At 73.4% G+C, this 26,648-nt stretch carries 17 protein-coding genes and 2 pseudogenes; 11 read left to right on the forward strand and 8 right to left on the reverse strand.

Annotated elements, in window-relative coordinates; genetic code table 11:
- Positions 1-45 precede the first annotated feature (45 nt).
- From fdhF to KB893_RS03655, 5 genes and pseudogenes are all read right to left on the reverse strand, one after another.
- Complete coding sequence (fdhF, locus tag KB893_RS03640; protein ID WP_211926420.1) at positions 46-2,955, reverse strand: formate dehydrogenase subunit alpha; 2,910 nt, start codon at positions 2,953-2,955, stop codon at positions 46-48.
- 17 nt (positions 2,956-2,972) lie between these two features.
- Positions 2,973-4,535, reverse strand: a complete 1,563-nt coding sequence (locus KB893_RS03645; RefSeq protein ID WP_213173444.1) for an NADH-ubiquinone oxidoreductase-F iron-sulfur binding region domain-containing protein — start codon at positions 4,533-4,535, stop codon at positions 2,973-2,975.
- Entirely contained in the window at positions 4,532-5,068 is a 537-nt protein-coding gene (locus tag KB893_RS03650) for a formate dehydrogenase subunit gamma (protein WP_211926421.1), read from the reverse strand. Before KB893_RS03650 ends, KB893_RS03645 begins: the two co-directional genes overlap by 4 nt.
- Before the next feature lie 67 nt (positions 5,069-5,135).
- Positions 5,136-5,231 (reverse strand): annotated as a pseudogene (locus KB893_RS18785) (MFS transporter small subunit); the annotation flags it as partial.
- Positions 5,232-5,326: 95 nt separating this feature from the next.
- Positions 5,327-6,824, reverse strand: a pseudogene (locus KB893_RS03655) (OFA family MFS transporter); the annotation flags it as partial.
- Positions 6,825-7,000: 176 nt separating this feature from the next.
- On the opposite strand from KB893_RS03655, the gene KB893_RS03660 reads away from it, so the two are divergent.
- Entirely contained in the window at positions 7,001-8,095 is a 1,095-nt protein-coding gene (locus KB893_RS03660; protein WP_211926422.1) for a substrate-binding domain-containing protein, read from the forward strand.
- A 33-nt stretch (positions 8,096-8,128) separates the two neighbouring features.
- On the opposite strand, the gene KB893_RS03665 is transcribed toward KB893_RS03660, so the two are convergent.
- Together KB893_RS03665 and KB893_RS03670 are read right to left on the reverse strand one after the other, a co-directional pair.
- Positions 8,129-9,460, reverse strand: coding sequence for a metal-dependent hydrolase family protein (locus tag KB893_RS03665; protein ID WP_246505276.1), 1,332 nt, complete (start codon positions 9,458-9,460; stop codon positions 8,129-8,131).
- Positions 9,461-9,530: 70 nt separating this feature from the next.
- Entirely contained in the window at positions 9,531-10,580 is a 1,050-nt protein-coding gene (locus tag KB893_RS03670; protein WP_211926423.1) for a DUF1176 domain-containing protein, read from the reverse strand.
- Positions 10,581-10,680: 100 nt separating this feature from the next.
- On the opposite strand from KB893_RS03670, the gene leuS reads away from it, so the two are divergent.
- The 7 genes from leuS (at position 10,681) to rlmH (ending at position 18,471) form a co-directional block, all read left to right on the forward strand.
- Positions 10,681-13,419 carry a leucine--tRNA ligase gene (gene leuS, locus KB893_RS03675; protein ID WP_211926424.1) on the forward strand — a complete coding sequence of 913 codons (2,739 nt, stop codon included), beginning with the start codon at positions 10,681-10,683 and terminating at the stop codon, positions 13,417-13,419.
- A gap of 31 nt (positions 13,420-13,450) precedes the next feature.
- Entirely contained in the window at positions 13,451-13,951 is a 501-nt protein-coding gene (locus KB893_RS03680) for an LPS-assembly lipoprotein LptE (protein WP_211926425.1), read from the forward strand.
- Complete coding sequence (gene holA / locus KB893_RS18195) at positions 13,951-14,982, forward strand: DNA polymerase III subunit delta (RefSeq protein WP_246505279.1); 1,032 nt, start codon at positions 13,951-13,953, stop codon at positions 14,980-14,982. The genes KB893_RS03680 and holA overlap by 1 nt, the downstream gene beginning before the upstream one ends.
- A 14-nt stretch (positions 14,983-14,996) precedes the next feature.
- Positions 14,997-15,653, forward strand: coding sequence for a nicotinate-nucleotide adenylyltransferase (gene nadD / locus KB893_RS18200; protein WP_211926866.1), 657 nt, complete (start codon positions 14,997-14,999; stop codon positions 15,651-15,653).
- A gap of 118 nt (positions 15,654-15,771) precedes the next feature.
- A complete protein-coding gene (gene rsfS, locus KB893_RS03690; RefSeq protein WP_211926867.1) occupies positions 15,772-16,203 on the forward strand; it encodes a ribosome silencing factor in 432 nt (143 codons plus the stop codon).
- Positions 16,204-16,334: 131 nt separating this feature from the next.
- A complete protein-coding gene (locus KB893_RS03695; RefSeq protein ID WP_211926868.1) occupies positions 16,335-17,960 on the forward strand; it encodes an AMP-binding protein in 1,626 nt (541 codons plus the stop codon).
- 40 nt (positions 17,961-18,000) lie between these two features.
- A complete protein-coding gene (rlmH, locus tag KB893_RS03700; RefSeq protein WP_211926869.1) occupies positions 18,001-18,471 on the forward strand; it encodes a 23S rRNA (pseudouridine(1915)-N(3))-methyltransferase RlmH in 471 nt (156 codons plus the stop codon).
- Between the two features lie 122 nt (positions 18,472-18,593).
- Here the strand turns inward: rlmH and KB893_RS03705 are convergent, their stop codons facing one another.
- Complete coding sequence (locus KB893_RS03705; RefSeq protein ID WP_211926870.1) at positions 18,594-20,303, reverse strand: alkaline phosphatase; 1,710 nt, start codon at positions 20,301-20,303, stop codon at positions 18,594-18,596.
- Between the two features lie 117 nt (positions 20,304-20,420).
- Between KB893_RS03705 and KB893_RS03710 the strand changes: the two genes are divergently transcribed.
- Genes KB893_RS03710 through KB893_RS03720 form a run of 3 tightly spaced genes read left to right on the forward strand, consistent with a single transcriptional unit; the run spans position 20,421 to position 26,479 of the window.
- Positions 20,421-21,008: a Maf family protein gene (locus KB893_RS03710; protein WP_211926871.1), complete on the forward strand. Its 588-nt coding sequence runs from the start codon at positions 20,421-20,423 to the stop codon at positions 21,006-21,008.
- 2 nt (positions 21,009-21,010) lie between these two features.
- Positions 21,011-22,489 carry a ribonuclease G gene (gene rng, locus KB893_RS03715; RefSeq protein ID WP_211926872.1) on the forward strand — a complete coding sequence of 493 codons (1,479 nt, stop codon included), beginning with the start codon at positions 21,011-21,013 and terminating at the stop codon, positions 22,487-22,489.
- A gap of 24 nt (positions 22,490-22,513) precedes the next feature.
- Positions 22,514-26,479 (forward strand): YhdP family protein, encoded by a 3,966-nt coding sequence (locus tag KB893_RS03720; protein WP_211926873.1) that lies wholly within the window; start codon positions 22,514-22,516, stop codon positions 26,477-26,479.
- Positions 26,480-26,648 lie beyond the last annotated feature (169 nt).

The raw sequence follows: 26,648 nt of genomic DNA on the forward strand, positions 1-26,648 counted from the left end.
CGTGACCCGGAGGGAGCTGGCCCGGCGTGCGCCATGCGCCGCCCCTCAGCGCGCCGCACCGGCGGGCGCGTCGCTCTCCGGCAGCAGCGCGATCTGCTCCTCGGTGAAGTCCTGGAAGCGCTTCTGCCATTCCGACGGCTGGCTGACCCGCGTGCACTGCACCGCGGTCACCTTGTACTCGGGGCAGTTCGTCGCCCAGTCGGAGTTCTCGGTGGTGATGACGTTGGCGCCGGATTCGGGGAAGTGGAAGGTGGTGTAGACCACGCCCGGCTGCACGCGGTCGGTGATCCGCGCGCGCAGCACCGTCTCGCCGGCGCGGCTCTGCACGCCGACCCAGTCGCCCTCGGCGATGCCGCGGTCCTCGGCGTCCTGCGGATGCAGTTCGATCCGGTCCTCGTCGTGCCACATCACGTTCGGCGTGCGCCGGGTCTGCGCACCGACGTTGTACTGGCTGAGGATGCGGCCGGTGGTCAGCAGCAGCGGGTACTTCGGCGTGACCTTCTCGCGCGTCGGCACGTACTGGGTGAGCATGAACTTGCCCTTGCCGCGCACGAAGGCATCCACGTGCATGGTCGGCGTGCCGTGCGGCGCCTGCGCGTTGCACGGCCACTGCAGGCTGCCCTCGGCGTCGAGCTTGGCGTAGCTGACGCCGGTGAAGGTCGGCGTCAGCCGCGCGATCTCGGCCATGATCTCCTCCGGATGCGCGTAGTGCATCGGGTAGCCCATGGCGTTGGCGATCAGCTGGGTGATCTCCCAGTCCGCGTAGCCCGCCTTCGGCGCCATGATCCGGCGCACCCGCGAGATGCGCCGCTCGGCGTTGGTGAAGGTGCCGTCCTTCTCCATGAAGGAGCTGCCGGGCAGGAACACGTGGGCGAACTTCGCGGTCTCGTTGAGGAACAGGTCCTGCACCACCACGCATTCCATCGCCGACAGCGCGGCGGTGACGTGCTGGGTGTTGGGGTCGGACTGGCCGATGTCCTCGCCCTCGATGTAGAGGCCCTTGAACTCGCCGTCGAGCGCGGCCTCGAACATGTTGGGGATGCGCAGGCCCGGCTCGTCGTGCAGGGTCACGCCCCACTCCGCCTCGAACAGCGCGCGCACGGTGCCGTCGGAGACGTGGCGATAGCCGGGCAGTTCGTGCGGGAACGAGCCCATGTCGCAGCTGCCCTGCACGTTGTTCTGGCCGCGCAGCGGGTTCACGCCGACGCCGCGACGGCCGACGTTGCCGGTCGCCATGGCCAGATTGGCGATGCCCATGACTGCGGTCGAGCCCTGCGAGTGCTCGGTGACGCCGAGTCCGTAGTAGATCGCGCCGTTGCCGCCGGTGGCGTAGAGCCGCGCGGCCCCGCGCACCAGGTCCGCCGGCACGCCGGTGATGGCTTCGGTCGCCTCGGGCGAATGCTCCTCGCGCGACACGAACGCGCGCCACTTGGCGAAGGCGTCCGCCTCGCAGCGCGCGGCGACGAAGGCCTCGTCGATCAGGTTCTCGGTGGCGACGACGTGCGCCAGCGCGGTCAGCATGGCGACGTTGGTGCCGGGCCTGAGCTTGAGGTGGAAGTCGGCCTGCACGTGCGGGGTGCGCACCAGGTCGATGCGGCGCGGGTCGACGACGATGAGCTTCGCACCCTCGCGCAGGCGGCGCTTCATCTGCGAGCCGAAGACAGGATGGCCGTCGGTGGGATTGGCGCCGACGACCATGACCACGTCGGATTCGCGCACGGAGTCGAAGTCCTGGGTGCCGGCGGATTCGCCGAGGGTCTGCTTGAGTCCGTAGCCGGTCGGCGAATGGCAGACCCGCGCGCAGGTGTCGACGTTGTTGTTGCCGAACCCCGCCCGCACCAGCTTCTGCACGAGGTAGGTCTCTTCGTTGGTGCAGCGCGAGGAGGTGATGCCGCCGATGGCGAACCTGCCGTACTTCGCCTGGATGCGCCTGAACTCGCTGGCGGTGTAGGCGATCGCCTCCTCCCAGCTCACCACCTTCCACGGTTCGTGGATCGAGCCGCGGATCATCGGCGTGGTGATGCGGTCGGGATGGGTGGCGTAGCCGATCGCGAAGCGGCCTTTGACGCAGGAGTGGCCGTGGTTGGCGTGGCCGTCCATGTTCGGGACCATGCGCACCAGCTCCTCGCCCTGCATCTCCGCGCGGAACGAGCAGCCCACGCCGCAGTAGGCGCAGGTCGTGGTCACGCTGTGCTCGGCCTGGCCCCGGTCGATCAGCGACTTCTCCGAGAGCGTGGCGGTCGGGCAGGCCTGCACGCAGGCGCCGCAGCTGACGCATTCGGATTCCAGGAACGGCTGCTCCTGGCTGGCCGAGACCTTCGAGCCGAAGCCGCGGTCGGCGATGGTCAGCGCGAAGGTGCCCTGCACCTCGGCGCAGGCGCGCACGCAGCGCGAGCAGACGATGCACTTCGACGGATCGAAGGTGAAGTAGGGGTTGGAGGTGTCCGTCTCGTGGAAGCGCGGGTTGGCGCTGCCATCGGCCTTGCGCGCATGCACGTGGTTGTCGCCGTCGTAGCCGTAGCGCACCTCGCGCAGCCCCACGGCGCCGGCCATGTCCTGCAGCTCGCAGTGGCCGTTGGCGGGGCAGGTCAGGCAGTCGAGCGGGTGGTCGGAGATGTAGAGCTCCATGACCCCGCGGCGGATCTGGGCGAGCTTCGGGCTCTGCGTGCGCACCACCATGCCCTCGGCCACCGGCGTGGTGCAGGAGGCCGGGTAGCCCTTGCGGCCCTCGATCTCGACCAGGCACAGCCGGCAGGAGCCGAAGGCGTCCAGCATCTCGGTCGCGCAGAGCTTGGGGATCTTCGTGCCCTGCAGGGCCGCGGCGCGCATGATCGAGGTGCCCTCCGGCACCTCGACGCGCTGGCCGTCGATCTCGAGCGCGACGATGGCGGCGAGGCCGGGGTTGGCGATGCGCGGATCCGGCGTGCCGAGATCCTGTTCGACGATGGACAGCATGGCGCGTCTCTCCTTGCTCAGGCGACCGCGGTGCGCGGTGCGGCGGGAGCGAAGTCCTCGGGGAAGTGGTCCAGCGCGCTCAGCACCGGGTAGGGCGTGAGGCCGCCCAGGGCGCAGAGCGAGCCGTGCAGCATGGTGTCGCAGAGGTCGCGCATGACCGCTTCCTGCTGCGCCGGCTCGATGCCGGCGATCCAGCGGTCCATGACCTCGACGCCGCGGGTGGAGCCGATGCGGCAGGGCGTGCACTTGCCGCAGGATTCGACCGCGCAGAACTCCATCGCGTAGCGGGCCTGCGCGGCCATGTCGACGGTGTCGTCGAAGACCACGATGCCGCCGTGGCCGAGCATGGCGCCGACGCCGGCGAAGGCCTCGTAGTCGATCGGCGTGTCGAACAGCGATTCGGGCATGTAGGCGCCGAGCGGGCCGCCGACCTGCACCGCGCGGATCGGCCGGCCGGAGGCGGAGCCGCCGCCGTAGTCGTAGAGCAGCTCGCGCAGGGTCAGGCCGAAGGCGCGCTCGACCAGCCCGCCGCGCCGGATGTTTCCGGCCAGCTGCAGCGGCAGGCTGCCCTTGGAGCGGCCCATGCCGAAGTCGGCGTAGGCCTGCGCGCCATGCGCGAGGATCCACGGCACCGAGGCCAGCGTGATCACGTTGTTGATCACCGTCGGCCTGCCGAACAGGCCCTTCAGCGCCGGCAGCGGCGGCTTCGGGCGGACCTGGCCGCGCTTGCCCTCGAGGCTGTCGAGCAGCGAGGTCTCCTCGCCGCAGATGTAGGCGCCGGCGCCGAGGCGGACCTCGAGGTCGAAGCGCCGCCCGCTGCCGAGGAGATCGGCGCCGAGCGCGCCCGTCGCGTAGGCGCGGGCGATGGCCGTCTCCAGCGCGCGCCGCGCGTGCGGATACTCGCTGCGCAGGTAGATGTAGCCCTGGGTGGCGCCGGTGGCGATGCCGGCGATGGCCATGCCCTCGACCAGGCACAGCGGATCGCCTTCCATCAGCATGCGGTCGGAGAAGGTGCCGGAATCGCCCTCGTCGGCATTGCAGACGATGTACTTCACCGCCCCCGGCGCATCGTGGACGGTCTTCCACTTGATGCCGGCCGGGAACGCCGCGCCGCCGCGGCCGCGCAGGCCGGAGGCGGTCACCTCGCCGACGATGTCGGCCGGCGCCATCGCCAGCGCCTTCTCGAGCCCGGCGAAGCCGCCGTGGGCGCGGTAGTCGTCGGGGTCGACCGGGTCGATGACGCCGACCCGGGCGAAGGTCAGGCGATCCTGCCTGGCGAGGTAGGGAATGTCCTCGGCGCGGCCGTGGCGCAGCGCGTGCGCGCCCGCCTGCGGCAGACCGGCATCGAACAGCCCGGCCACGTCCTCGGGCGTCACCGGCCCGTAGGCGATGCGCCCGGCGTCGGTGGCGACCTCGACCAGCGGTTCCAGCCACAGCGCCCCGCGGGAGCCGTTGCGGACCAGGCGGATCGCCTGCCCGCGTGCCTCGGCCTCGCGCACGACGGCGGCGGCGACCGCATCGGCGCCGACCGACACCGCGGCGGCGTCGCCAGGGACGTAGATCGTGACGGGCGTGCTCATGCGGTGGCCTCCTCGGTGCTGCGGCAGGCGGCGATGAGGGCGTCGAAGCGCTCGGGCGAGACCCGTCCGTGGAGCTGGCCGTCGATCATCACCGCCGGCGACAGCGCGCAGTTGCCCAGGCAGTAGACCGGTTCCAGCGTTACGGCGCCGTCGGCGCTGGTGCCGTGGTCGCCGTCGATGCCGAGGCTGCGGCGCGCGTGCGCCTGGAGTCCGCGCGAACCCATGGCCTGGCAGGCCTCGGCGCCGCAGATGCGCACGACGTGACGGCCGGGCGGCGCGCTGCGGAACTCGTGGTAGAAGCTCACGCAGCCGTGCACGTCGGCACGCGAGATGTTGAGCGCGTGTGCGATCAGCGGCAGCGCGCCGTCGGGGACGTGGCCGAGCGCGTCCTGCACCGCGTGCAGGATCGGCATCAGCGCACCCGGGCGGTGGCGGTGGGCGGCGACCGCACGGTCGACCGCCTCGCGCGCCGCGGCGGGAAGGGTCGGCACCACTTCGGTGACGATGTCGATCTGCCTAGAGCGTCTGCCCATCGGTATCTGCCTTGTCGCGGGGTATCGTCCGCGGCCGGCCGCTGCACGGGCAGCGGCCGGCGCGGGTTCATCGGAACAGCACGAGCGCCTTCTCGAGGGTGATCCACACCCCGATCAGCAGCGGGATGCCGACCGCCGCCCAGGCCAGCGCGACCAGCGCCGGCGAGACGGTCGCGGCGGGCATCGCCACCGCGGCGCCGCCGGCCGGCAGTGCCGCGCCCAGGTCGTCCTTCGGCATGGCGCTCGCCGGCGGCGCCGTCTCGCGCAGCTGCTGCTCGGTCATGTGGTGCTTCGCGTGCACCGGCCGCACCAGCAGGTTGCACACGAAGCCGACCAGCAGCAGGCCGGCGAGGATGTACATGGTCTGGTCGTACACCTGGGCGCGCGGGATGCCCTGCGCCAGCTGCCAGTCGCGCAGGCCATTGACCACCAGCGGGCCGACGATGCCCGCCGTCGCCCAGGCCGTGAGCAGCCAGCCGTGGATCGCGCCGACCATGCGCGTGCCGAAGATGTCGGCGAGGTAGGCCGGCACCGTCGCGAAGCCGCCGCCGTACATCGACACGATGATGCAGAACGCGGCCACGAACACGCCGACGCTGCCGATCGCGCCCAGGTGCGGCGCGCTCGCGTAGAGCGCGATGCCGAGGACGAAGAACGTGGCGTAGGTCATCCGGCGCCCGATCCGGTCCGACACCGAGGCCCAGAAGAAGCGGCCGACGATGTTGAACAGGCTGAGCAGCCCGGTGAAGCCGGCGGCGATGGCGGCGATGCGCGCGAGCTGGCCGGTGTCGAGGTCGGCGAAGCCGGCGTCGCTGCCGATCAGGCGCCCGCCGAACATCTCCTGCAGCATCGGCGAGGCCATGCCGAGCACGCCGATGCCGGCCGAGACGTTCATGCACAGCACCAGCCAGATCAGCCAGAACTGCGGGGTGCGGATGGCTTGGCGCACGTGCACGTGGTTGCTGGTGATCATCGCGTTGCGGCCGGTGGCCGGCGGCGGCGTCCAGCCCGCCGGCTTCCACTCGGACGCGGGGATGCGGTAGCCCAGCGCGCCGCCCATCATGAAGACGAAGTAGACGACCGCCAGGACCAGGAAGGTCTGCCAGGCGCCGACCTGGGTCGCGTCGGCGAAATGGGTCATCAGCCGGTCGGCCAGGGGCGCACCGATCATGGCGCCGCCGCCGAAGCCCATGATCGCCATGCCGGTGGCCATGCCGCGTCGGTCCGGGAACCACTTGATCAGGGTCGAGACCGGCGAGATGTAGCCCAGCCCCAGGCCGATGCCGCCGATCACGCCCGAGCCCAGCCACATCAGCCACAGCTGGTGGACGTAGATGCCGAAGGCGGAGATCGCCAGGCCGCCGGCCCAGCACACCGCCGCGACCACGCCGGCCTTGCGCGGGCCGACCTTCTCCAGCCAGCCGCCCCACAGCGCCGCGGAGCAGCCGAGGAAGACGAAGAACAGCGTGTACATCACGCCCAGCGCCGACACCGTCCAGTCGCAGCTCGTCGTGGTGAGCTGGGCCAGGAGCCCGGTGCCGTCGGGGCAGGCGATCGGCGCGCCGATGCCCAGCGCCTTCGACAGCGGCAGCCAGAACACCGAGAAGCCGTAGGCCATGCCGATGCACAGGTGGATCGCCAGCGCCGCCGGCGGGACCAGCCAGCGGTTGAATCCCGGGCCGGCCACGATGCGTTCCTTGGCCAGCAGGCCGAAGCCCCGGTCCGGCCTGCCCTCCACTTCGATGACGCTCGCCATGTGCACCTCCCTCACGTGCCCGGCTGGGTTGGTTGGATGCTTCCTATGTGCCGCGCGGCATATGCCGCCGCCGAGGCTAGGCCGTATCGCACTGCAGCAGAAACCATCCGGTGGTCTAAATCCGGCTTTCGGGTACATATTGAACCGGTTGCCGGCAGCGACTTCCGGAGATCGCCATGTACCGCGTGAACATCCGCCAGGAATGGACCCTGCAGCTCGCCGACGGCCGCAGCCTGCCGCCGCGCCTGATCGACCTGCTGCACGGCATCCAGGAGGCGGGCACGCTGGCCGCCGCCTGCCAGCGCGTCGGCCTGTCCTACCGCTACGGCTGGGGCCTGCTGCAGGACGCCGAACGCCTGCTGGGCGCGCCGCTGGTGCGCATGACCCGCGGCCGCGGCGCCAGCCTGACCATGCTCGGCGAGCGCCTGGCCTGGGCGGACCGCCGCATCGGCGCGCGCCTGTCGCCGACCTTCGAGAGCCTGGCGACCGAGGTCGAGGTGGAGCTCGAGCGCGCGCTGTCGGCCTCTTCGGCGGCGCTGCGCATCCACGCCAACCACGGCTTCGCCGTGGAGGCCCTGCGTCGCTTCCTCAGCACCAGCGAGATCCCCGTCGACCTGCGCTACCGCAGCAGCGACGAGGTACTGGTCGCGCTGCGCAGCGGCAGCTGCGACCTCGCCGGCCTGCACGTGCCGATCGGCGAGCTGGAACGCGAGGTGCTGGCGCACCATGCGCCGCGGATCGATCCGGCGCGCGACCGCGTCGTGCACCTGGTGACGCGACGCCAGGGGCTGATCCTGCCGGCCGGCAATCCCAGGGGCGTGCGCGCGCTGGCCGACCTGCTGCGGCCGGAGCTGCGCATGGTCCACCGCCAGCCCGGCTCGGGCACGCGCTTCCTGTTCGAGCGCCTGCTGCTGCGCCACGGCATCGACATCGCCCGCATCCGCGGCTGCGATACCGAGGAGCTGACCCATGCTGCGGTCGCCGCCTACGTCGCCAGCGGCATGGCCGACGTCGGCTTCGGCCTGGAGACGCCGGCGCGCCGCTTCGGGCTGACCTTCGTTCCGGTGGTGTCGGAGCGCTACTTCTTCCTCTGCGACCGCGACCTCGTCGACAGCCCCCGATTCGCCGGGACCCTGGCCATCCTGCGCAGCGAGCCGTTCCGGCGGACGGTCGGCGAGCTGCCGGGCTACGACGCCGGGCTGTGCGGAACGGTCGAGACCCTGGACGCGGCGTTCGCCTCCGCGCGGGCGGTCGCCGGCCCGCGGCGCTGACCGGGCCGGCGCTGCGCCGCCGCGGCGCCGTGCTCAGCGCGACGCGGTCTCCGTGGTCGTCCGCGCCGCGCGGTCGCCGGGCTGGCGGACGACGTCGCCGCCCTTCATGACGAAGTCGACCCGCAGCACCGCCTCGACATCGGCCAGCGGATCGCCCGGGACGGCGACCACGTCCGCGAAGCGCCCGGGTTCCAGCACGCCGACCTCGTCGCTGCCCAGCACCTCGGCCGCGCGCACGGTCGCTGCCTGGAACGCGGCGGCGGCGGGCATGCCGGCCTCGGTCATGTAGAGGAACTCGCGCGCGTTGTCGCCGTGCGGGCCGACGCCCTGGTCGGTGCCGAAGCCGATCTTCACCCCGGACTCCCAGGCGTGGCGGAAGGTCTGCTGCAGCAGGGCGCCGATCCGCGCCGCCTTGGGCCGCACCACCTCGGGGAAGTAACCGTCGACCTTGGCCTTGTCGGCGACGAAGCGCCCTGCGTAGAGGGTGGGCACGTACCAGGTGCCGTGTTCCTTCATCAGGGCGATGATCTCGTCGTCCATGTAGGTGCCGTGCTCGATCGAGGTGACGCCGCCCTCGATCGCCCGGCGCATGCCCTCCTTGCCGTGGGCGTGGGCGGCGACGCGATAGCCGTAGTCGCTGGCGGTGTCGACCACCGCGCGCACCTCGTCGACGGTGAACTGCGGGGCGTCGCCGGAGCTGGCATAGCTCAGCACGCCGCCGGTGGCGGTGATCTTGATGACGTCGGAGCCGTCCTTGTAGCGCTGGCGCACGGCCTGGCGGGCGTCGTCGGTGCCGTTGACCACGCCCTCGGTGGGGCCGGGCGGGCCGATCAGGTGGGCGAGCTGGGCGTTGATGCCGTTGGTGGGATCGGCGTGGCCGCCGGTGGTGGCGATGGACTTGCCCGCGGCCCAGATCCGCGGGCCGCGGACCAGGCCCTGGTTCACCGCGTCGCGCAGCGCGAGCGTCACCTCGCCGCCGAGGTCGCGCACGCTGGTGAAGCCGGCCTGCAGCGTCTTCTCGGCGTAGCCGACGGCGCGGAAGGCGTAGTCCTCGGGATCGAGGCGGAAGCCCTCCGAATAGCTCTGCGGGCTGGACTCGCTGCCCAGGTGCACGTGCAGGTCGATCCAGCCGGGCATGCAGGTGTGGCCGCGCAGGTCAACGGTGTCCGCCCCCGGCGCCTCGACGAAGCCGTCGCGCACCGCCTCCACGCGCCCGTCGGCGACCAGGACGCTGCGCTCGGCGTGGATCCGGCCGCTGCGCGCGTCGAACAGGCTGCCGCAGTGCAGGACGCTGTCGGTGGCGAAGGCGGGTGTGGCGGTGCACGCGACGGCAAGGGCGGCGGCAAGGCGCAGGCGGTTCGGCATCGTGATGTCCCCGGGGTGGCGAAAGCCGCCGTTGTGACATGGCCGCGGCGTGCGCGTCCATGCCCGGGTCTCACTCCGCTCCCGGCGCCTGCGTCCGCCACAGCACCGGCCAGGCGCCCGGTTCGACGCGCCCGCAGCGGTCGAGGTAGGCCAGCGAGGCCAGGCGGAAGGCGTCGCCGTCGAAGATCCAGTGGGCTGCGATGCCGCAGTCGGCGAGGCCGCGCCCCCTGGCGACGTGCGAGAGCGTGGCGGTGGCCGGGTCGTAGCCGGCACTGGTGAAGGCGTCAACGCGTCGGTCCGCGGTCGTCGCGGGAAGCGGGAGTTCGAGGACCACGCGCCGCGCCGCGTCCGGCGCGGCGCGCGGAACTCGATAGATCACCGACGAGCCCTGATAGGCGCCGCGCCAGCACTCGAGCAGCACCAGGACCCCGTCGGCGTCCAGCGCCACGGCCTGGTCCCAGGCCTCCCCGGCGTCGACGAAGCAGCCCTCGGCCTCGAGGTCGGTGGCGCTTGCCTCGCGTACCGCTGCGACCAGCCCCCCGGCCTCGCTCTCGTCGAGCGGGGGCGCTGCGGCGGCCGCTCGCGGCGCCGGCGGCAGCGGCGGTGCCGCAGGGACCTGCGCCGCCGGCGCGGTCCCGCGGCGCAGGAGCGCGGTGCGGGTGCCGAGCCGGCCCTGCACCTCGTCGACCAGGAGCAGCGCCGCGCTGAGCCCGGCGAGGGACGCCGCCGGCGCCTCCGGGCCAGGGCCCGTCGCCAGCCGGCTGCCGTCGCGGATCGCATCGACGAGGTGCAGCGCGGCATCGCCTCGCAGCACCGCGGCCGGGCCCGGCGCAATGGTGTCCTGCGGCAGGAGGACGCCGTCCAGCCACAGCCGGCCCTCCAGGACGTCCTCCGTCGCCAGCGCGAGCTCCGGTGCCGCGTCCGGTCCCGCGTCGAGCGCCAGGGTCAGGTCGAGACCCCAGGCGGTGTCGGATCCGAGGTTCAGCAGTTCGCAGCGTCGGGTGTTGTCGCAGCCCACGACCCAGTCGCCGAAGCTCCGGTACACGGGTTCGGCCGCGGCGGCGGGCGCGGCGGCCGCGCAGGCGAGGAGGAGCGCGGCTGCGCGGGAGGCAACGGGCATGGCGATGCTCGGAGAAGGACGGGATGGGCGGCGGGCCGGCGCTGCTATTCTTGGCGACCGCCGCCCGCGCGGCCGCTCATTCTTCCGGTGCCCCGCTCCCATGCAAGACCCGACCGTCGACGCCACCGCCTACGATCCGCAGGCCACCGAGGCCGCCGCCCAGGACTACTGGTCGCGCACCCGCGCGTTCGAGGTCACCGAGGATCCGTCGAAGGAGAAGTTCTTCTGCCTGTCGATGCTGCCGTACCCGTCGGGCTCGCTGCACATGGGGCACGTGCGCAACTACACCATCGGCGACGTGATCAGCCGCTACCAGCGCATGCTGGGCAAGAACGTGCTGCAGCCGATGGGCTGGGACGCCTTCGGCCTGCCGGCCGAGAACGCGGCGATCAAGAACCAGACCGCGCCGGCGGCCTGGACCTACGCCAACATCGAGCACATGCGCGGGCAGCTGAAGTCGCTGGGCTATGCGATCGACTGGTCGCGCGAATTCGCCACCTGCGCGCCGGACTACTACCGCCACGAGCAGCGCATGTTCACCCGGCTGTTCGAGAAGGGCCTGGTGTTCCGCAAGAACTCGGTCGTCAACTGGGACCCGGTCGACCAGACCGTGCTCGCCAACGAGCAGGTCATCGACGGCCGCGGCTGGCGCTCCGGCGCGGTGGTGGAGAAGCGCGAGATCCCGCAGTGGTTCCTGCGCATCACCGACTACGCCCAGGAGCTCCTCGACGGCCTCGATGCGCTGCCGGGCTGGCCGGAGGCGGTCAAGACCATGCAGCGCAACTGGATCGGCCGTTCCGAAGGGCTCGAGATCCAGTTCCGGGTGCCGGGCGAGGCCGAACCGCTGACCGTGTTCACCACGCGCCCGGACACGCTGATGGGCGTGAGCTTCGTCTCCGTCGCCGGCGAGCATCCGCTGGCGCAGAAGGCGGCGCAGGACAACCCGGCGCTGGCCGGCTTCCTCGCCGAGCTCAAGCAGGGCGGGGTGTCCGAGGCGGAACTCGAGACCCAGGAAAAGCGCGGTATGGACACCGGCATCCGCGCCGTCCATCCGCTCACCGGCGCCGAGGTGCCGGTGTGGGTCGCCAACTTCGTGCTGATGGGCTACGGCACCGGCGCGGTGATGGCCGTGCCCGGGCACGACCAGCGCGACTGGGAGTTCGCGCAGAAGTACGACCTGCCGATCCGCATGGTCATCGTCGACCAGGCGGTGGTGGATGCGCTGCGCGAGGTGCGGCACGACCTCGCCACCGGCGTCGGCGCCGATCCCATGCGCCAGGCGCTGGGCGCCGGCAGCACGGATCCGCACACCCTGGATGCGGCGGTGCAGACGGTCGAGGAGTTCGAGTTCGCGATCCAGAACACCGGCGCCTGGACCGAGCGCGGCTACCTGGTGAACTCCGGCGAGTACGACGGCATGGAGTTCGACGAGGCCTTCGCCGCCATCGCCGCGCGTCTGGAGCGCGACGGGCTGGGCCGGCGCCGGGTCAACTTCCGGCTGCGCGACTGGGGCGTCAGCCGGCAGCGCTACTGGGGCTGCCCCATCCCGATGGTCTACGACGCGGAGGGCGCGGCGATCCCGGTGCCGGACGCGATGCTGCCGGTGGTGCTGCCCGAGGACGTGGCGTTCTCCGGCGTGACCTCGCCGATCAAGGCCGACCCCGACTGGCGCAGGGCGACGCTCCCCGACGGCCGCGCGGTGGAGCGCGAGACCGACACCTTCGACACCTTCATGGAGTCGAGCTGGTACTACGCGCGCTACACCTCGCCGGGTGCGGCCGATCTCGTCGACCCGGCCAAGGCCGACTACTGGCTGCCGGTCGACCAGTACATCGGCGGGATCGAGCACGCGATCCTGCACCTGATGTACTTCCGCTTCTTCCACAGGCTCATGCGCGACACCGGCCTGGTGAGCTGCGACGAGCCGGCCAGCAACCTGCTGTGCCAGGGCATGGTCATCGCCGAGACCTACTATCGCCCGAACGACGACGGCTCGAAGGACTGGATCAACCCGGCCGACGTCGATGTCGAGCGCGACGAGCGCGGGCGCATCACCGGCGCCACGCTCAGGGCCGACGGCAGGCCGGTGGAGATCGGCGGCACCGAAAAGATGTCGAAGTCCAAGAACAACGGCGTCGACCCGCAGGCGATGGTGTCGCGCTACGGCGCCGACACGGTGCGGCTGTTCTCGATGTTCGCCGCGCCGCCGGACCAGTCGCTGGAGTGGAACGAGGCCGGCGTGGAGGGCATGAGCCGCTTCCTGCGCCGGGTCTGGGCGCAGGTGCAGCGCCACGCCGAGGCCGGCGCCGCGCCGGCCCTGGACACGGCCGCTCTCACGCCCGCGCAGAAGACCCTGCGCCGGCAGCTGCACGAGACCATCCGCAAGGTCGGCGACGACTACGGCCGCCGGCACGCCTTCAATACGGCGATCGCCGCGATCATGGAGCTGTCGAACGCGGTCTCGAGGTTCGACGACGACAGCGGCAACGGCCGTGCGGTGCGCCAGGAGGCGCTGGAGGCCATGGTGCTGATGCTCGATCCGGTGACGCCGCACGCATCGCACGCGCTGTGGCAGGCGCTCGGTCATGCCGAGGCGCTGGTCGAGGACGTCGGGTTCCCGAAGGTCGACGAGGCGGCGCTGGTGCGCGACAGCATCACCATCGCGGTGCAGGTCAACGGCAAGCTGCGCGCAACGGTCGAGGTCGCCCCGGACGCGCCCAGGGACGCCGTCGAGGCGCAGGCGCTGGCCGATGCCGCCGTCGTGCGCACCCTGGAGGGGCTCACGGTGCGCAAGGTCATCGTGGTCCCGGGCAAGATCGTCAACGTGGTGGCCAACTGACATGCCGCAGCAGCCAACGACCGGAACCGCCATGCGCCGTACGCTCCTCGCCTCCGTCCTCCTCGCCGTGGCGCTGTCGCTGCTGCCGGGATGCGGGTTCCATCGGCGCGGGGCGCTGGTGATGCCTGCAGGGCTGGAGCCCATCCGCGTGGTGTCGAACACCGAGTACAGCCCCGTGGCGACCGGCGTCGAGCGGGCCCTGCGCCGCCAGGGCATCGCCATTGCAGATGCCGCGGCTTCCGATGTTGCGATCCTCAACATCGGCCGCGAACGATTCGGCCAGGGCCCGATCATGGCCGAGAACCGGAGTCGTACGCAGGAATACGTCGCAACCTATCGGGTCACGATCCGCCTGCGCGCGGCGGACGGCACCATCGTCGTTCCGGAACAGACGGTCTCTCTCGATCGCGAGTATGTCGTCGACACCCGGCTGCCCATCGGCACTCCTGCAGAGCAGGACCTGCTCGAGGAGGAACTGCGGCGTGACATGGTGGATGCCGTCCTGCGCCGGATCGACGCCGCCCTGCGCTGATGGAAGTCCGCGTCGACCGCCTCGCCCAGCAGCTCGAAGGCGAGCCGCTGCGGCCGGTGTACCTGGTCGCCGGCAGCGAGCCGCTGCGGGTGATGGAGGCGGCCGATGCGGTGCGCGCGAAGGCGCGTGCAGAGGGCTATGCCGAGCGCGAGGTCTTCGAAACCGATGCGCGCTTCGACTGGGGCCAGATCGAAGCCGGCTTCTCCGCGCTGAGCCTGTTCGCGCAGCGGCGCCTGTTCGACGTGCGCCTGCCGAGCGGGCGGCCCGGCAAGGAGGGCGCCGACCTGATCGCGCGCTACTGCGCCGATCCGGCGCCGGATACCGTGCTGCTGTTGACCGGCGGCGACTGGAGCAAGTCGCACGCCGGCAAATGGGTCGACGCCGTCGCCCGCACCGGGCACTACGTGCCGGTGTGGCCACTGAAGCCGCACGAGCTGCCGGACTGGCTCGCCCGGCGGCTGCGCAGCCGCGGCGTGCAGGCCGACTCCGCCGCACTCGCGCGCCTGGTCGAGCGGGTCGAGGGCAACCTGCTGGCGGCGGCGCAGGAGGTCGACAAGCTCGCCCTGCTCGCGGAGGGGCGCCGCCTCGACGTGGAGACGATGGAGTCGCTGGTCGCCGATTCGGCGCGCTTCGACGTGTTCCGCCTGGTCGAATCGGCGCTGTCGGGCGACGGCCCGCGCGCGCTGCGCATGCTGCGCGCCCTCCGCGCGGAAGGCGAGGCGGTGCCGGCATTGATGGGCTGGATCGTCGGCGAGCTGCAGCGCATGGCCGGCTTTGCCCGCACCGCCGCGCGCGGCGGCAACCTCGCCGCCGAGTTCAAGGCCGCGCGGGTGTGGGAATCGCGACAGGCGACCTACAGGCGTGCGCTGGCGCGGCATCCGGCGCCGGTCTGGGAACGGCTGGTGGTCGAGTGCGGCCGGGTCGACCGCATCGCCAAGGGGCGCGAGCAGGGCGATGCCTGGCTGGCGCTGGAGCGCCTGCTCGCCGCGGCCGCAGAGCCGCGGGCGCGGGGGCTGCTCGCCGGCGCCTGAGCCGCGGGCCCGCCATGCACGCGGCAGCGTCCACGCCGGTCGTCCTCTACGGCGGCACCTTCGACCCGGTGCACAACGGCCACCTGGCGGTGGCGCGCGCCGCGCGCGACGCGCTCGCCGCCGAGGTGCGCCTGCTGCCCGCGGCCGATCCGCCGCATCGGCCGCCGCCGGGCGCGGATGCCGGGCAGCGCGAGGCGATGCTGCGGACGGCGGTCGAGGGCGAGACGGGGCTGCGCGTGGACACGACCGAGCTCGTGCGCGGCGGCCGCTCCTATACCGCCGACACGCTCGAGGCCGTGCGCGCGGGCCTGGCTCCGGCGACCCCCCTGGTCTGGCTGCTGGGCGCCGATGCGTTCCGCGGCCTGCCGCAGTGGCACCGCTGGCCGGCGCTGCTGGATGCCGCGCACTGGCTCGTCGCCCTGCGCCCGGGGCATGCGCTGGATGCGCTGCCCCCGCCGCTGGCGGCGGAGTGGGCGCGCCGGCACGGTCCGCTGACGGCGCTGGCCGCGGCGCCGGCCGGAAGGATGGCGACCCTCGTCCTCCCGCTGCGCCACGAATCGGCGACCGCGGTGCGCGGCGGCATCGGCGGTGCGCGCGCACACGACGCCTGGGAAGCCGACGTGCCGGCGGCCGTCGCGCGCTACATCCGCGCGCACCGGCTCTACGCCTGAGGGTTGGCCCCGCACGTCGGATGGACCCACCCTCACGCAGCTGTCGCCGCGCCGCTGGCCTATAATCCGCCGCCCGGGCCCGTGGCCCGGCATTTCCGATCGCAAAGGTGTCACCCGTTTGACCGCGCAAGCCCACGTCATCAAGCCGCAGCTGCCCGACCCGCCGCCGTCCCCGGACCTCCTGCTCGGACACGTGCGCAACGCCCTCGAGGAGATCAAGGCCAAGGACGTGGTCGAGATCGACGTGGTCGGCAAGACCAGCGTGACCGACTTCATGGTCATCGCCTCCGGCACCTCCACCCGCCACGTGAAGTCGATCGCCGACGAAGTGGTCAAGCACGCCAAGAATGTCGGCGTGATGCCGCTGGGCGTGGAGGGCGAGCGCGAGGCCGAGTGGGTGCTGGTCGACTTGGGCGACGTGATCTGCCACGTGATGCTGCCGCGGGTGCGCGAGTTCTACGCCCTGGAGCGGCTGTGGACGGTCGGCGACCAGCCGCCGGACGAGCCCGGCGACGCGCCGCCCCCGGGGGCGGACGACGCCCGCGAGTGACGCAGCGGCCGCCTCCGGGCGGCCGTTTTCGTTGCGGCGCATCCAGACCATCGGAGGATGGTCGCGGACCGGGGCGCTGCCTAGGATCCGGGCAGCGACCGCCGCCGGCGGCGCAGATCCCGGAGTCCGCCATGACCGCACCGCCGCGTCCCAGCCACGCCGAACGCGCCGCCGCCTTCGACCTCGCCGCGGAAGCGGCGCGCTTCGACGGCGACTTCGCCACCGGCATCAATGCCTGCGTCGAATGCTGCGACCGCCACCCGCCCGGGCGCGAGGCGCTGGTCTGCGTGGATCGCGCCGGCGCGGTGACGCGGCACGGCTTCGGCGTCCTGCGCGAGCGCGCCGCACGCTTCGCCGATCTGCTGGCCCGCCGCGGCATCGGCCCCGGCGATCGCGTCGCCGGCTTCCTGCCGCGCACGCTGGACCTGGTCACGGTGATCCTCGGCACCTGGCGCGCAGGTGCCGTCTACCAGCCCCTGTTCACCGCCTTCGGGCCGAAGGCGGTGGCCTACCGGCTCGCCGGCAGCGGCGCCAGGCTGGTGGTGACCGATGAAGCCAACCGCGGCAAGCTCGACGGGATCGAGGGCCTGCCGCCGGTTCTGCTGGCCGGCGCGGAACTGGAGGCCGCGCTGGCGGCCGCCGATCCCGGCTTCGCCCCGGTGCCGCGGCGCGGCGAAGACCTGTTCCAGATGCTGTTCACCTCCGGCACCACCGGTCACGCCAAGGGCGTGCCGGTCCCACTGAAGGCGCTGATGGCCTTCGCCGCCTACATGCGCGACGCGGTCGACCTGCGCGCCGGGGACGTGTTCTGGAACATCGCCGACCCCGGCTGGGCCTACGGCCTGTACTACGGCATCACCGGGCCGCTGGCGCTGGGTCATGCCACGGTCCTGGTCGACCAGCCGTTCAGCGTCGACGGCCTGTACCGGACCGTCGCGGACCTCGGCGTCACCAACCTCGCCGGCGCGCCCACCGCCTTCCGCGCGCTGATGGCGGCGGGGCCGCAGGCGGCGGCCGCGGTGAAGGGCCGGCTGCGCGCGGTGTCGAGCGCGGGGGAGCCGCTCAATCCGGAGGTGATCCGCTGGTTCGCCGAGCATCTGGACGTGACCGTCCACGACCACTACGGCCAGACCGAGACCGGCATGACCGTCAACAATCATCACGGCCTGGAGCATCCGGTCCGCGCCGGCGCGGCCGGCCTGGCGATGCCGGGCTACCGGGTGGCGGTGATCGACGAGACCGGCAACGAGCTGCCGCCGGGCACGCCCGGCACCCTGGCCGTCGACTGCGAAGCCTCGCCGCTGTACTTCTTTCCCGGCTACTGGGAGCAGGCGCGGCAGCCCTTCATCGGCAGGTACTACCCGACCGGCGACACGGTCGAACAGGCCGCGGACGGCAGCATCGCCTTCGTCGGCCGCAACGACGACGTGATCACCTCCTCCGGCTACCGGATCGGCCCGTTCGACGTGGAGAGCTGTCTGATCGAGCACCCGGCGGTGGCCGAGGCCGCGGTGGTCGGCAAGCCGGACCCGCAGCGGACCGAGATCGTGAAGGCCTTCGTGGTGCTGCGTCCGGGCCATGCCGCCGGCGACGCGCTCGCCGCCGAACTCGCCGGCTTCGTCAAGCAGCGCCTGGCCGCGCACGCCTACCCGCGCGAGATCGAGTTCATGGACGAGCTGCCGAAGACGCCCAGCGGCAAGATCCAGCGCTTCCTGCTGCGCGGGGGCGACGGCGCTGCGGCGCGGGCGCCGCGCTGAGGCGGCGGCTATCCTTGGCGGTTTTTCCGCGGAGACCGCGATGAAGGCCCGCCTGATCGCCGTCGGCGAGCGCGCCCCCGAGTGGGTCGCCACCGGCTTCGCCGACTACCAGAAGCGGCTGTCGCACTGGCTGCCGCTGGAGCTGGTCGAGGTCGCGCCCGGGCTGCGCGGCAGGAACCGCGATGCCGCGCGCGCCATGGCCGACGAGGGCCAGCGCGTGGTCGCGGCCTTTCCCAAGGGCGGCCTGGTGGTGGCGCTCGACGGCCGCGGCCGCGGCCATTCGTCGGAGGACCTGGCGCGCAGGCTCGAGCACTGGCGCCAGCAGGGCCGGGATCTGGCCTTCCTGATCGGCGGGCCGGAGGGCCATGCGCCCGAGGTGCTGGCCGCCGCGGACGAGCGCTGGTCGCTCGGCCCGCTGACCCTGCCGCACATGCTGGTGCGGCTGGTCGTCGCCGAGCAGCTCTACCGCGCCGCCAGCCTGCTGGCCAACCACCCGTACCACCGCGCCTGAGGTCCGCTGTCCGGGCCCCTTCCTGCAGGAGCGGCTTCAGCCGCGACCGCTTCCGGTCGGCGCGCAGGCAAGCATGCTGGAGCTCCCCACGGGGTGCGGCTGAAGCCGCTCCCGCGTGCCGTTCAATCCGCCCGCTCCCGTTCCAGGGCGGCGCGGTAGGCGACGGGCTCGACCGGCACGCCGTCGGCGTTGCAGGCGCCGAGGTCGCACAGGGTCCGGCGCAGCTCGGGCTGGCTCTGCACGATGAAGTGGTGGATCGCGTTCTGCTCGACCACCCCGTGCACCGCCTGCGCGCCCGGACCGCTGGCGTAGAGGCCGACGTCGTCGCCGCTGTGCGTCTCGCTCGGCAGCGGGAACAGGGCCGACTGCATGTAGTCCGGCGCCTCGGTGTCGATGGCGCTGAGATCGGCGCGGTCGCCGGCCTGCCAGGTCGTCGGCTCGACATCCTCGACGAAGCGCTTGGCGCCCGCGGGCGCGGCCTCGTTGGCACCGCCGTAACCGGGGCCGTTGAGGTAGTTCAGGGTGGTGTAGGGCCTGCCCAGCGCATCGCGCGCCAGCGCCGGATCGCCGCCGTCCTCGCCGGCGGGACCGGCGACCTTGCCGAGGATCGGGTTGCCGCGCGCGGGATAGCCGACGAACGACAGCACGTGGCCGTGGTCGGCGGTGACCAGGATCAGGGTGTCGTCCTCCGAGGTCATCGCGCGCGCGGCGGCGACTGCGTCCGCCAGCGAGATCGTCTCGGTCAGCGCGCGATAGGCGTTGCCGGCGTGGTTGGCGTGGTCGATGCGCCCGCCCTCGACCATCAGGAACCAGCCCTGCGGATGCTGCGCCTCGAGCGCGATGATCGCGGCGCGGGTCATCTCGGTCAGCGAGGGCTCGCCGCCGGGATCCTGCGCGCGGTCGTGCTCGTAGCGCATGTGCGCGGGCTGGAACAGGCCCAGCACCTTCGGCGTGCGGGCGAAGTCGATCGCCTCGAACTGCGCGCGGTTCCAGGCCCAGGCGCCGTCGGGGTGGCGCCGGCGCCACTCGGCGACCAGGTCGCGGCCGTCGCCGCGGCGCCCGCTAGTCCCCGGGAATTCCGGGTCCGCCTCGGTCTCCGGCAGGAAGCCGCGCCGCCCGCCGCCGAGGACCACGTCGATGCCGTCGCCGAAGGGGAAGTCGACGAGCTGGGCGGCGATGTCCGCACAGCCCGCGGCGCGGGCCGTGGCCGGGATCGCCTGGTCGTATTCCCAGCCACGCTCGGAGACGTGGGCGTAGGTGGCCGCGGGAGTGGCGTGGGTGATGCGCGCGGTGCTGACCACGCCGGTGCCGAGGCCGGCGATCTCGGCCAGCTCGAGCGTGGAGAGGCGCCACGCGTCCTGCGCCGCGCAGGCGCCGCGGGTGGTGGTCTGGTCCACGCCGATCAGGCCGGCGCGGGTCTTCACGCCCGACATCATCGCGCTCATGGTGCCGGCCGAGTCCGGCGTCTGCTGGTCGGTGTTGTAGGTCTTGGACAGCGCGGTGTACGGGAAGCGCTCGAAGCTCAGCCGGTTCTCCTCGCCCGGGGCGCCGCGCAGCTGGCCCTCGAGGATGCGCGCCGCGGCGACCGTGGTCAGGCTCATGCCGTCGCCGACGAACAGGATCACCTTGCTGGCGCCCGCGCTGGCGCCGCCGTCGTGGGCGGTGGCCGCGCCGCTGCGGTACCACCAGGCCGGCGTCTCGCCGTCGGGATGGCGCACCGCGGGGACTTCGATGGGCGTCGCCCGGGCGGCAGGGGCGGAGGGGGCATGGGCGGTGGTGGCGCAGCCGGCGGCCAGCGCGGCCGCGGCGGCGGCGAGGAAGGTCAGGCGCATGGGGATCCGTATCGAGAGGCGAAACGCGCCGTGCGGCGGCGCGGCGCAAGTCTAACGGCCCCGCATTTCCTGCAGGCTGCCGACGGCCGCGGCGGTGCGGGCGGTTATGCTTCCGCAATGCTGCGTCTTGCCTCGAAGTCCCCCCGTCGCCGTGAACTCCTTGCCCAGCTCGCTGTCGATTTCGAGGTGATCGACGTCGACGTCCCCGAGGTGCGCGCGGCCGCGGAACCGCCGCGCGACTACGTGCTGCGCGTCGCCGCCGACAAGGCCGCCGCCGGCCTCGCGGCCGCGGGCGGCGCGGGCTGGTGCCTGGGTTCCGATACCGAGGTGGTGCTCGAGGACCGGGTCTTCGGCAAGCCGGCCGACGCCGGCGAGGCGGCCGCGATGCTCGCCGCGCTCGCCGGGCGCACGCACCAGGTCCTGTCCTCGGTGTGGCTGGTCTCGCCGACGCGCCGCCTGCAGGCGCTGTGCGAGAGCCGGGTGCGCTTCGATGCGGTCACCGACGCGCGCATCGCCGACTACCTGGCCTGCGGCGAATGGCGGGGCAAGGCCGGCGGCTATGCGATCCAGGGCCGCGCCGCGGCCTTCGTCGCCCACCTCGACGGCAGCTACAGCGGCGTGATGGGCCTGCCGCTGTTCGAGACCGCGGCCCTGCTGCGCGAGGCCGGCCTGCTGCCGGCGGCATCCAACGGGCAGGGGGCCTGAGCATGTCCGAGGAGATCCTGATCAACGTGACCCCGCGCGAGACGCGGGTGGCGGTGGTCGAGAACGGCATGCCCCAGGAAGTGCACATCGAGCGCGCCTCGCGGCGCGGCTACGTCGGCAACATCTACCGCGGCCGCGTGCAGCGGGTGATGCCGGGCATGCAGGCGGCCTTCATCGAGATCGGCCTGGAGCGCGCGGCGTTCCTGCACGCCTCCGACATCCTGCGGCCGCCGCCGGCGCTGTCCGAGGACGGCGAGCCCCCCGCGCCCGCGCCGCCGCCGCCGATCGCGGAGCTGGTCAGGGAGGGCCAGGAGATCACCGTCCAGGTCGCCAAGGACCCGATCGGCAGCAAGGGCGCGCGGCTCACCACCCAGCTCAGCATCCCCTCGCGCTACCTGGTGCTGCTGCCCTATTCGCGGGTGATCGGCGTGTCGGCGCGGATCGAGGACGAGACCGAGCGCCAGCGCCTGAAGACGGTCATGGGCGAGCTCATGGCGCCGACCGGGATGGGCTGCATCGTGCGCACCAATGCCGAAGGGCAGGCGGCGGCCGCGCTCGGCGAGGACGTCGACTACCTGCTGCGCGCCTGGGAGGCGATCGGCGTCGACGGCGGGAACTCGCGCGCCGGCCAGCGCATCTACGAGGACCTGCCGCTGCCGCTGCGCACGGTGCGCGACCTGCTGCGCAGCGAGATCGACAAGGTCCGGGTGGATTCGCTGGAGACCTTCGAGCGCATGCGCGCCTTCGCCCGGCAGTTCACGCCGGAACTGGCCGACCGGCTCGAGCACTACTCCGGCGACACGCCGATTTTCGACCTCTACGGCGTCGAGGACGAGATCCAGCGGGCGATGCGCAAGGAGGTCCCGCTGAAGTCCGGCGGCCACCTGGTGATCGACCAGACCGAGGCGATGACCACCGTCGACGTCAACACCGGGTCCTTCCTCGGCCAGCGCAACCTCGAGGAGACGGTGTACCGGACCAACCTGGAGGCTGCGCAGGCGGTGGCCCGCCAGCTCCGGCTGCGCAACCTCGGCGGCATCGTGATCATCGACTTCATCGACATGATCGACGCCGACCACCGCCGTCAGGTCCTGCGCACGCTGGAGAAGGCGCTGACCCGCGACCACGCGCGCACCAACGTGCACGATTTCTCGCCGCTCGGCCTGATCGAGATGACCCGCAAGCGGACCACCGAGAGCCTGGAGCGGCAGCTGTGCGAGCCCTGTCCGGCCTGCGCCGGCCGCGGCCAGCAGAAGACCGCCGAGACGGTGACCTACGAGATCTTCCGCGAGATCACCCGCGCGGTGCGCCAGTTCGACGCCTCGCAGCTGATGGTGCTGGCCTCGCCCAAGGTCGTGGCGCGCGTGCTGGAGGAGGAGTCGGCCGCGGTCGCCGAGCTCGAGGAGTTCCTCGGCAAGACCATCCGCTTCCAGGCGGACGACCAGTACGCGCAGGAGCAGTATGACGTCGTGCTGCTGTAGCGCGGGGACCGCACCGGGGTGGCCGTGAACGGCGACGGCGCCTGGCGCCGGCGCTGGCGCCGTGTTCGCCGGGCCGGCATCGCGCTGCTGGCCCTGGCCGTCGTCGCGGTGGGCGTCGTGGTCGCGCTGGCGCAGCAGCTGCTGCCGATGCTGGAGGACCGGCCCGAGATCGTCGCGCGCCTGCTGGGCGAGCGCGTGGGACAGCCGGTCGCCTTCGACCGCATCGACGTCGGCTGGAGCCGGCGCGGGCCGCTGCTCGCGCTCGAGGGCCTGCGCATCGGCAGCGGCGAAGAGACCCTCGCCATCGGGCGCGCGGACCTGCTGCTCGCGGTCTACGGCGGCTGGCTGCCCGGGCATGCGCTGACCGAATTCCGCATGCGCGGCCTGTCGCTGGCGCTCGAGCGCGACGCCGACGGGCGCTGGCACGTGCACGGCCTGCGCAGCGCCGGGCAGGGCGATCCGCTCGACGCGCTGGAGCATCTCGGCGAGCTGCAGGTCAGCCAGGCGCGCCTGGCGCTGCGCGCGCCGGCGCAGGGGCTCGCCGTCGACTTGCCGCGCGTGGACGCGCGCCTGCGCGTCGCCGACCGCCGGGTCCGCGCTGGCGTGCGCGTCTGGGCCGACACCGATGCCGCGCCGCTGACCGCGGTGGCCGACCTCGACCGCATCGCCGGCGACGGCCGCGTGTGGATCGGCGGCGACGATCTCGACCTCGGCGCCTGGTCGGACCTGCTGCGCGGCGGCGGCATCGGCCTCGCCGCGGCCGACGGCGACCTCGACGCCTGGATCGACCTGGTCGACCGTCGCGTGGCGCAGGCGCGCGCCGAGATCGCGCTCCAGACCCTGGTCCTGCGCAGCCTCGCGGCGCCGCCCGAGGCGGAGGACGCGGCGCCCGAGGTCGCGTTCGAGGACGCGCGCGCGCGGCTGCGCTGGCGCCGCCAGGGCGCGGGCTGGCGCCTGGACGTACCGGTGCTGCGGGTGACGCAGGCGGGCGAGCTGTTCGGCCTCGACGGTCTCGGCCTGGTCGACGGGCCCGCCTACGGCGGCGTGGCCGCGCGTGTCGACCTGGCGCCGCTGGCCGCCGTCGCGGCGCTGGGCGACCGCGCCGATCCGGCGCTGCGGCGCTGGCTGCGGGCGGCGGTGCCGCAGGGCAGCCTGCGCGACGTCGCCTTCGCCGGCACCCGCGATGGCGGCCTGCTGGGCAGCGCGCGGCTGGAGGCGATCGGCTGGGCTCCGGTCGCACGCGCGCCGGGGCTGGGCAACCTCTCCGGCGCGCTGGCGTTCGACGATGCCGGCGCGCGCCTGGCCTTCGATTCCGCGCCGATCGGCTTCGACTGGGCGGGCGCCTTCGAACAGCCACTGCAGGCGCGTCTCGAAGGCGAACTCGCGCTGTGGCGGACGGCGGATGCGGTGCACGTGGAGACCCCGGCGCTGCGCATCGCCGGCGCCGAGGAGGACGCCGGCCTCTACGGCGCCACCGTCCGCGGCGGGCTGGCGTTCCCGCGCGCGGGCGGCCGTCCGCGCATCGCGCTGGTCGCCGAGGTCGACCGCGGCGAGGTCGCGAGCGCCAGGCGCTTCTGGGTCCGCAACCTGATGCCGGAGCCGGCGGTGCGCTGGCTCGACGCCGCGCTGCTCGGCGGCGAGGTGGTCGACGGCCGTGCGGTGGTCGCCGGCGACCTCGCGCACTGGCCCTTCGCCGACGGCGAGGGGCGCTTCCTCGCCACCGCCACGGTGAAGGACGCGCACCTGCACTTCCACGAGGAGTGGCCCGACATCGAGGGCCTCGACGCGCGCGTGCGCTTCGAGGGCCGCGGGATCTGGCTGGAGGACGGGCAGGGCACGATCGCCGGGACCGGGATCGAACGCGGCACCGCGGAGCTGCCGGACCTGCGCGCGCCGGTGCTCGGGGTGCGCGCCGCCGGCGGCGGCGATGCCTCCGACCTCCTCGGCCTGCTGCGGGCGAGCCCGATCGGCGCCCAGCACGAGGAGGCGCTGTCGGGGCTGCGCGCCGAGGGGGCCGCCGATGTCGTCGTCGACCTCCGCGTGCCGCTGAAGCGCGACCTGGGGCCGGTGCTGCTCGACGGCCGCGTGGCGCTGGAGGACGCGCGCCTGGCCGACCCGCGCTGGCGGGTGGAGCTGGAGGAGGTCACCGGCGGCGCGCATTTCGACACCCACGGTTTCCGCGCCGACGGCATCGTCGCGAGCCTGGACGGACATCCGGCGATCCTCGCGCTGGCCGCCGGCGCGCCGGTGGCGGATCCCGCGCAGGCCTTCGAGGCCGAGCTCAGCGGCGCCTTCCCGGCGGCGGTGCTGATCGAGCGCGAGCCCTCGCTGCACTGGCTGGCGCCGTGGATGGAGGGCACCTCGCGCTGGACCACGCGCGTGCGGGTGCCGCGCGAGCCGCAGGGCGGCGATGCCGCGCGCCTGCGGGTCGAATCCGATCTGGTCGGCACCGAGCTGCGCCTGCCCGCACCGCTGCGCAAGGGCGCGAGCGTGCCGCTGGCCCTGCAGGTCGACGCGCCGCTGCCGATCGAGGCCGGCGAGCTCGAGGTCCGCCTCGGCAGCCTGATGCGCCTGCGCGGACGCACCCGCGACGGCCGGCTCGCCGCCGCGGTCGCCTTCGGCGGCAATCCGGCCGCGGCGCCGCCCAGGGAGGGGGTCGAGGTCGAGGGCCAGGTCCCGGTGCTCGATGCCGCCGGCTGGATCGCGCTGGCGGCCGGCGGCGGCAGCGCCGAGGTCGACGCGCTCGCCGCGGCGCCGGCGGGCACGCCGCCGGAGGTCGTGGCCGAGGACGTGGCCGCCGCCGCGGCGCCCGACGCTGCGGCGGCGCCGGCGATCCGCCTCACCCGCGTCGACCTGCGTACCGGCGAGCTCGACGTCCTCGACCGCGCCTTCAACGAGACCCACGTGCAGCTCAGCAGCGGCGACGGGGGCACCGTGGTGCGCGTGGACGGGCCGGAGGTGGTGGGGCGCGTGGAGGTGCCCGCACGCCTCTCGGACGGCATCCGCGGCCAGTTCGAGCGCCTGTACTGGCCCGCCTCGCGCCTGCCGACGGGCGCCGCGGCCGGCGCGGAGGACGCGCCGCCGCCGCGCGACGACGACGATCCCGCCAAGGTGCCGCCGCTGCGTTTCAGCATCGCCGACCTGCGCTACGGGCAGGCCCAGCTCGGCCGCGCCGAACTCGCCACCTGGCCCAAGCCCGAGGGCATGCGCATCGAACGCTTCACCACCGAGTCGCCGGCGGTGCGGCTGGACGCCACCGGCGACTGGACGCGGCTCGAGGGCCGCTCGCGCTCGCGCTTCTCGATCGACTTCAGGGCCGATGCGCTCGGGCCGATGCTCGACGCGCTCGGCTACGCGGGCGTGATCGAGGGCGGCCCGACCGAGGCCAGGCTGGTGGCCGGCTGGCCCGGCTCGCCCGGCGCCTTCAAGCTCGAGGCGCTGGAGGGCGACCTCGGCCTGCGCATCGGCGAGGGCCGCCTGCTCGACATCGAGCCGGGCGGCGCCGGCCGCGTGCTCGGCCTGCTCAGCGTGGCGGCGATCCCGCGGCGGCTGAGCCTGGACTTCAGCGACTTCTTCCAGAAGGGCTTCGGCTTCGACGAGATCGCCGGCGACCTGCACTTCGGCGACGGCCTGGCGCGCACCGAGGACGTCGCGATCAGCGGCCCGGCGGCCAAGATCCACGTCCGCGGCCAGGCCGACCTGCGTGCGCAGACCTACGACCAGACGGTGGAGGTGCTGCCGGGCGCCAGCGGCGTGCTGACCGCGGTCGGTGCGCTGGCGGGCGGGCCGGTCGGTGCCGCGGTCGGCGCCGTCGCCCAGCAGGTGCTCAAGGCGCCGTTCCAGCAGGCCGCGCGCGTGGTCTACCGCGTCACCGGTCCCTGGAAGGAGCCCGAGGTCGCGGTCGCCGAACGCGGGCCGGCCAGCGGCGACACGCCCGAGCCTGCGGCGGACGAAGCCGACGGGGCGCCCGCGGATCGCGCGCAGCCGTAGCGCCAGGCCGGTCCTGGTAGCCGTCGGCGGGGCTCCGGCGGGGGCGTGGGACGAGGAACGGGGAACGGGGACGCGGGTCGTCCGGGCGCGGGCAGTCGCGCTATCGCAGGCTCTGTGGGAGGGGCTTCAGCCCCGACTGCGCGGCCCGGCTCCGCGCCGCATCCCCGGC

The organism is Coralloluteibacterium stylophorae (genome assembly GCF_018122625.2).
Taxonomy (GTDB): Bacteria; Pseudomonadota; Gammaproteobacteria; order Xanthomonadales; family Xanthomonadaceae; genus Coralloluteibacterium; species Coralloluteibacterium stylophorae.

Excerpts from the sequence above, each read along its gene's own strand:
- KB893_RS03705 (WP_211926870.1), bottom strand. The coding sequence starts at position 20,303 with ATGCGCCTGACCTTCCTCGCCGCCGCCGCGGCCGCGCTGGCCGCCGGC.
- KB893_RS03665 (WP_246505276.1), bottom strand. The coding sequence starts at position 9,460 with ATGCCGAACCGCCTGCGCCTTGCCGCCGCCCTTGCCGTCGCGTGCACC.
- KB893_RS03645 (WP_213173444.1), bottom strand. The coding sequence starts at position 4,535 with ATGAGCACGCCCGTCACGATCTACGTCCCTGGCGACGCCGCCGCGGTG.
- KB893_RS03650 (WP_211926421.1), bottom strand. The coding sequence starts at position 5,068 with ATGGGCAGACGCTCTAGGCAGATCGACATCGTCACCGAAGTGGTGCCG.
- fdhF (WP_211926420.1), bottom strand. The coding sequence starts at position 2,955 with ATGCTGTCCATCGTCGAACAGGATCTCGGCACGCCGGATCCGCGCATC.
- KB893_RS03710 (WP_211926871.1), top strand. The coding sequence starts at position 20,421 with ATGCTGCGTCTTGCCTCGAAGTCCCCCCGTCGCCGTGAACTCCTTGCC.
- KB893_RS03695 (WP_211926868.1), top strand. The coding sequence starts at position 16,335 with ATGACCGCACCGCCGCGTCCCAGCCACGCCGAACGCGCCGCCGCCTTC.
- nadD (WP_211926866.1), top strand. The coding sequence starts at position 14,997 with ATGCACGCGGCAGCGTCCACGCCGGTCGTCCTCTACGGCGGCACCTTC.
- holA (WP_246505279.1), top strand. The coding sequence starts at position 13,951 with ATGGAAGTCCGCGTCGACCGCCTCGCCCAGCAGCTCGAAGGCGAGCCG.
- rlmH (WP_211926869.1), top strand. The coding sequence starts at position 18,001 with ATGAAGGCCCGCCTGATCGCCGTCGGCGAGCGCGCCCCCGAGTGGGTC.
- leuS (WP_211926424.1), top strand. The coding sequence starts at position 10,681 with ATGCAAGACCCGACCGTCGACGCCACCGCCTACGATCCGCAGGCCACC.
- KB893_RS03680 (WP_211926425.1), top strand. The coding sequence starts at position 13,451 with ATGCGCCGTACGCTCCTCGCCTCCGTCCTCCTCGCCGTGGCGCTGTCG.
- KB893_RS03670 (WP_211926423.1), bottom strand. The coding sequence starts at position 10,580 with ATGCCCGTTGCCTCCCGCGCAGCCGCGCTCCTCCTCGCCTGCGCGGCC.
- KB893_RS03660 (WP_211926422.1), top strand. The coding sequence starts at position 7,001 with ATGTACCGCGTGAACATCCGCCAGGAATGGACCCTGCAGCTCGCCGAC.
- rng (WP_211926872.1), top strand. The coding sequence starts at position 21,011 with ATGTCCGAGGAGATCCTGATCAACGTGACCCCGCGCGAGACGCGGGTG.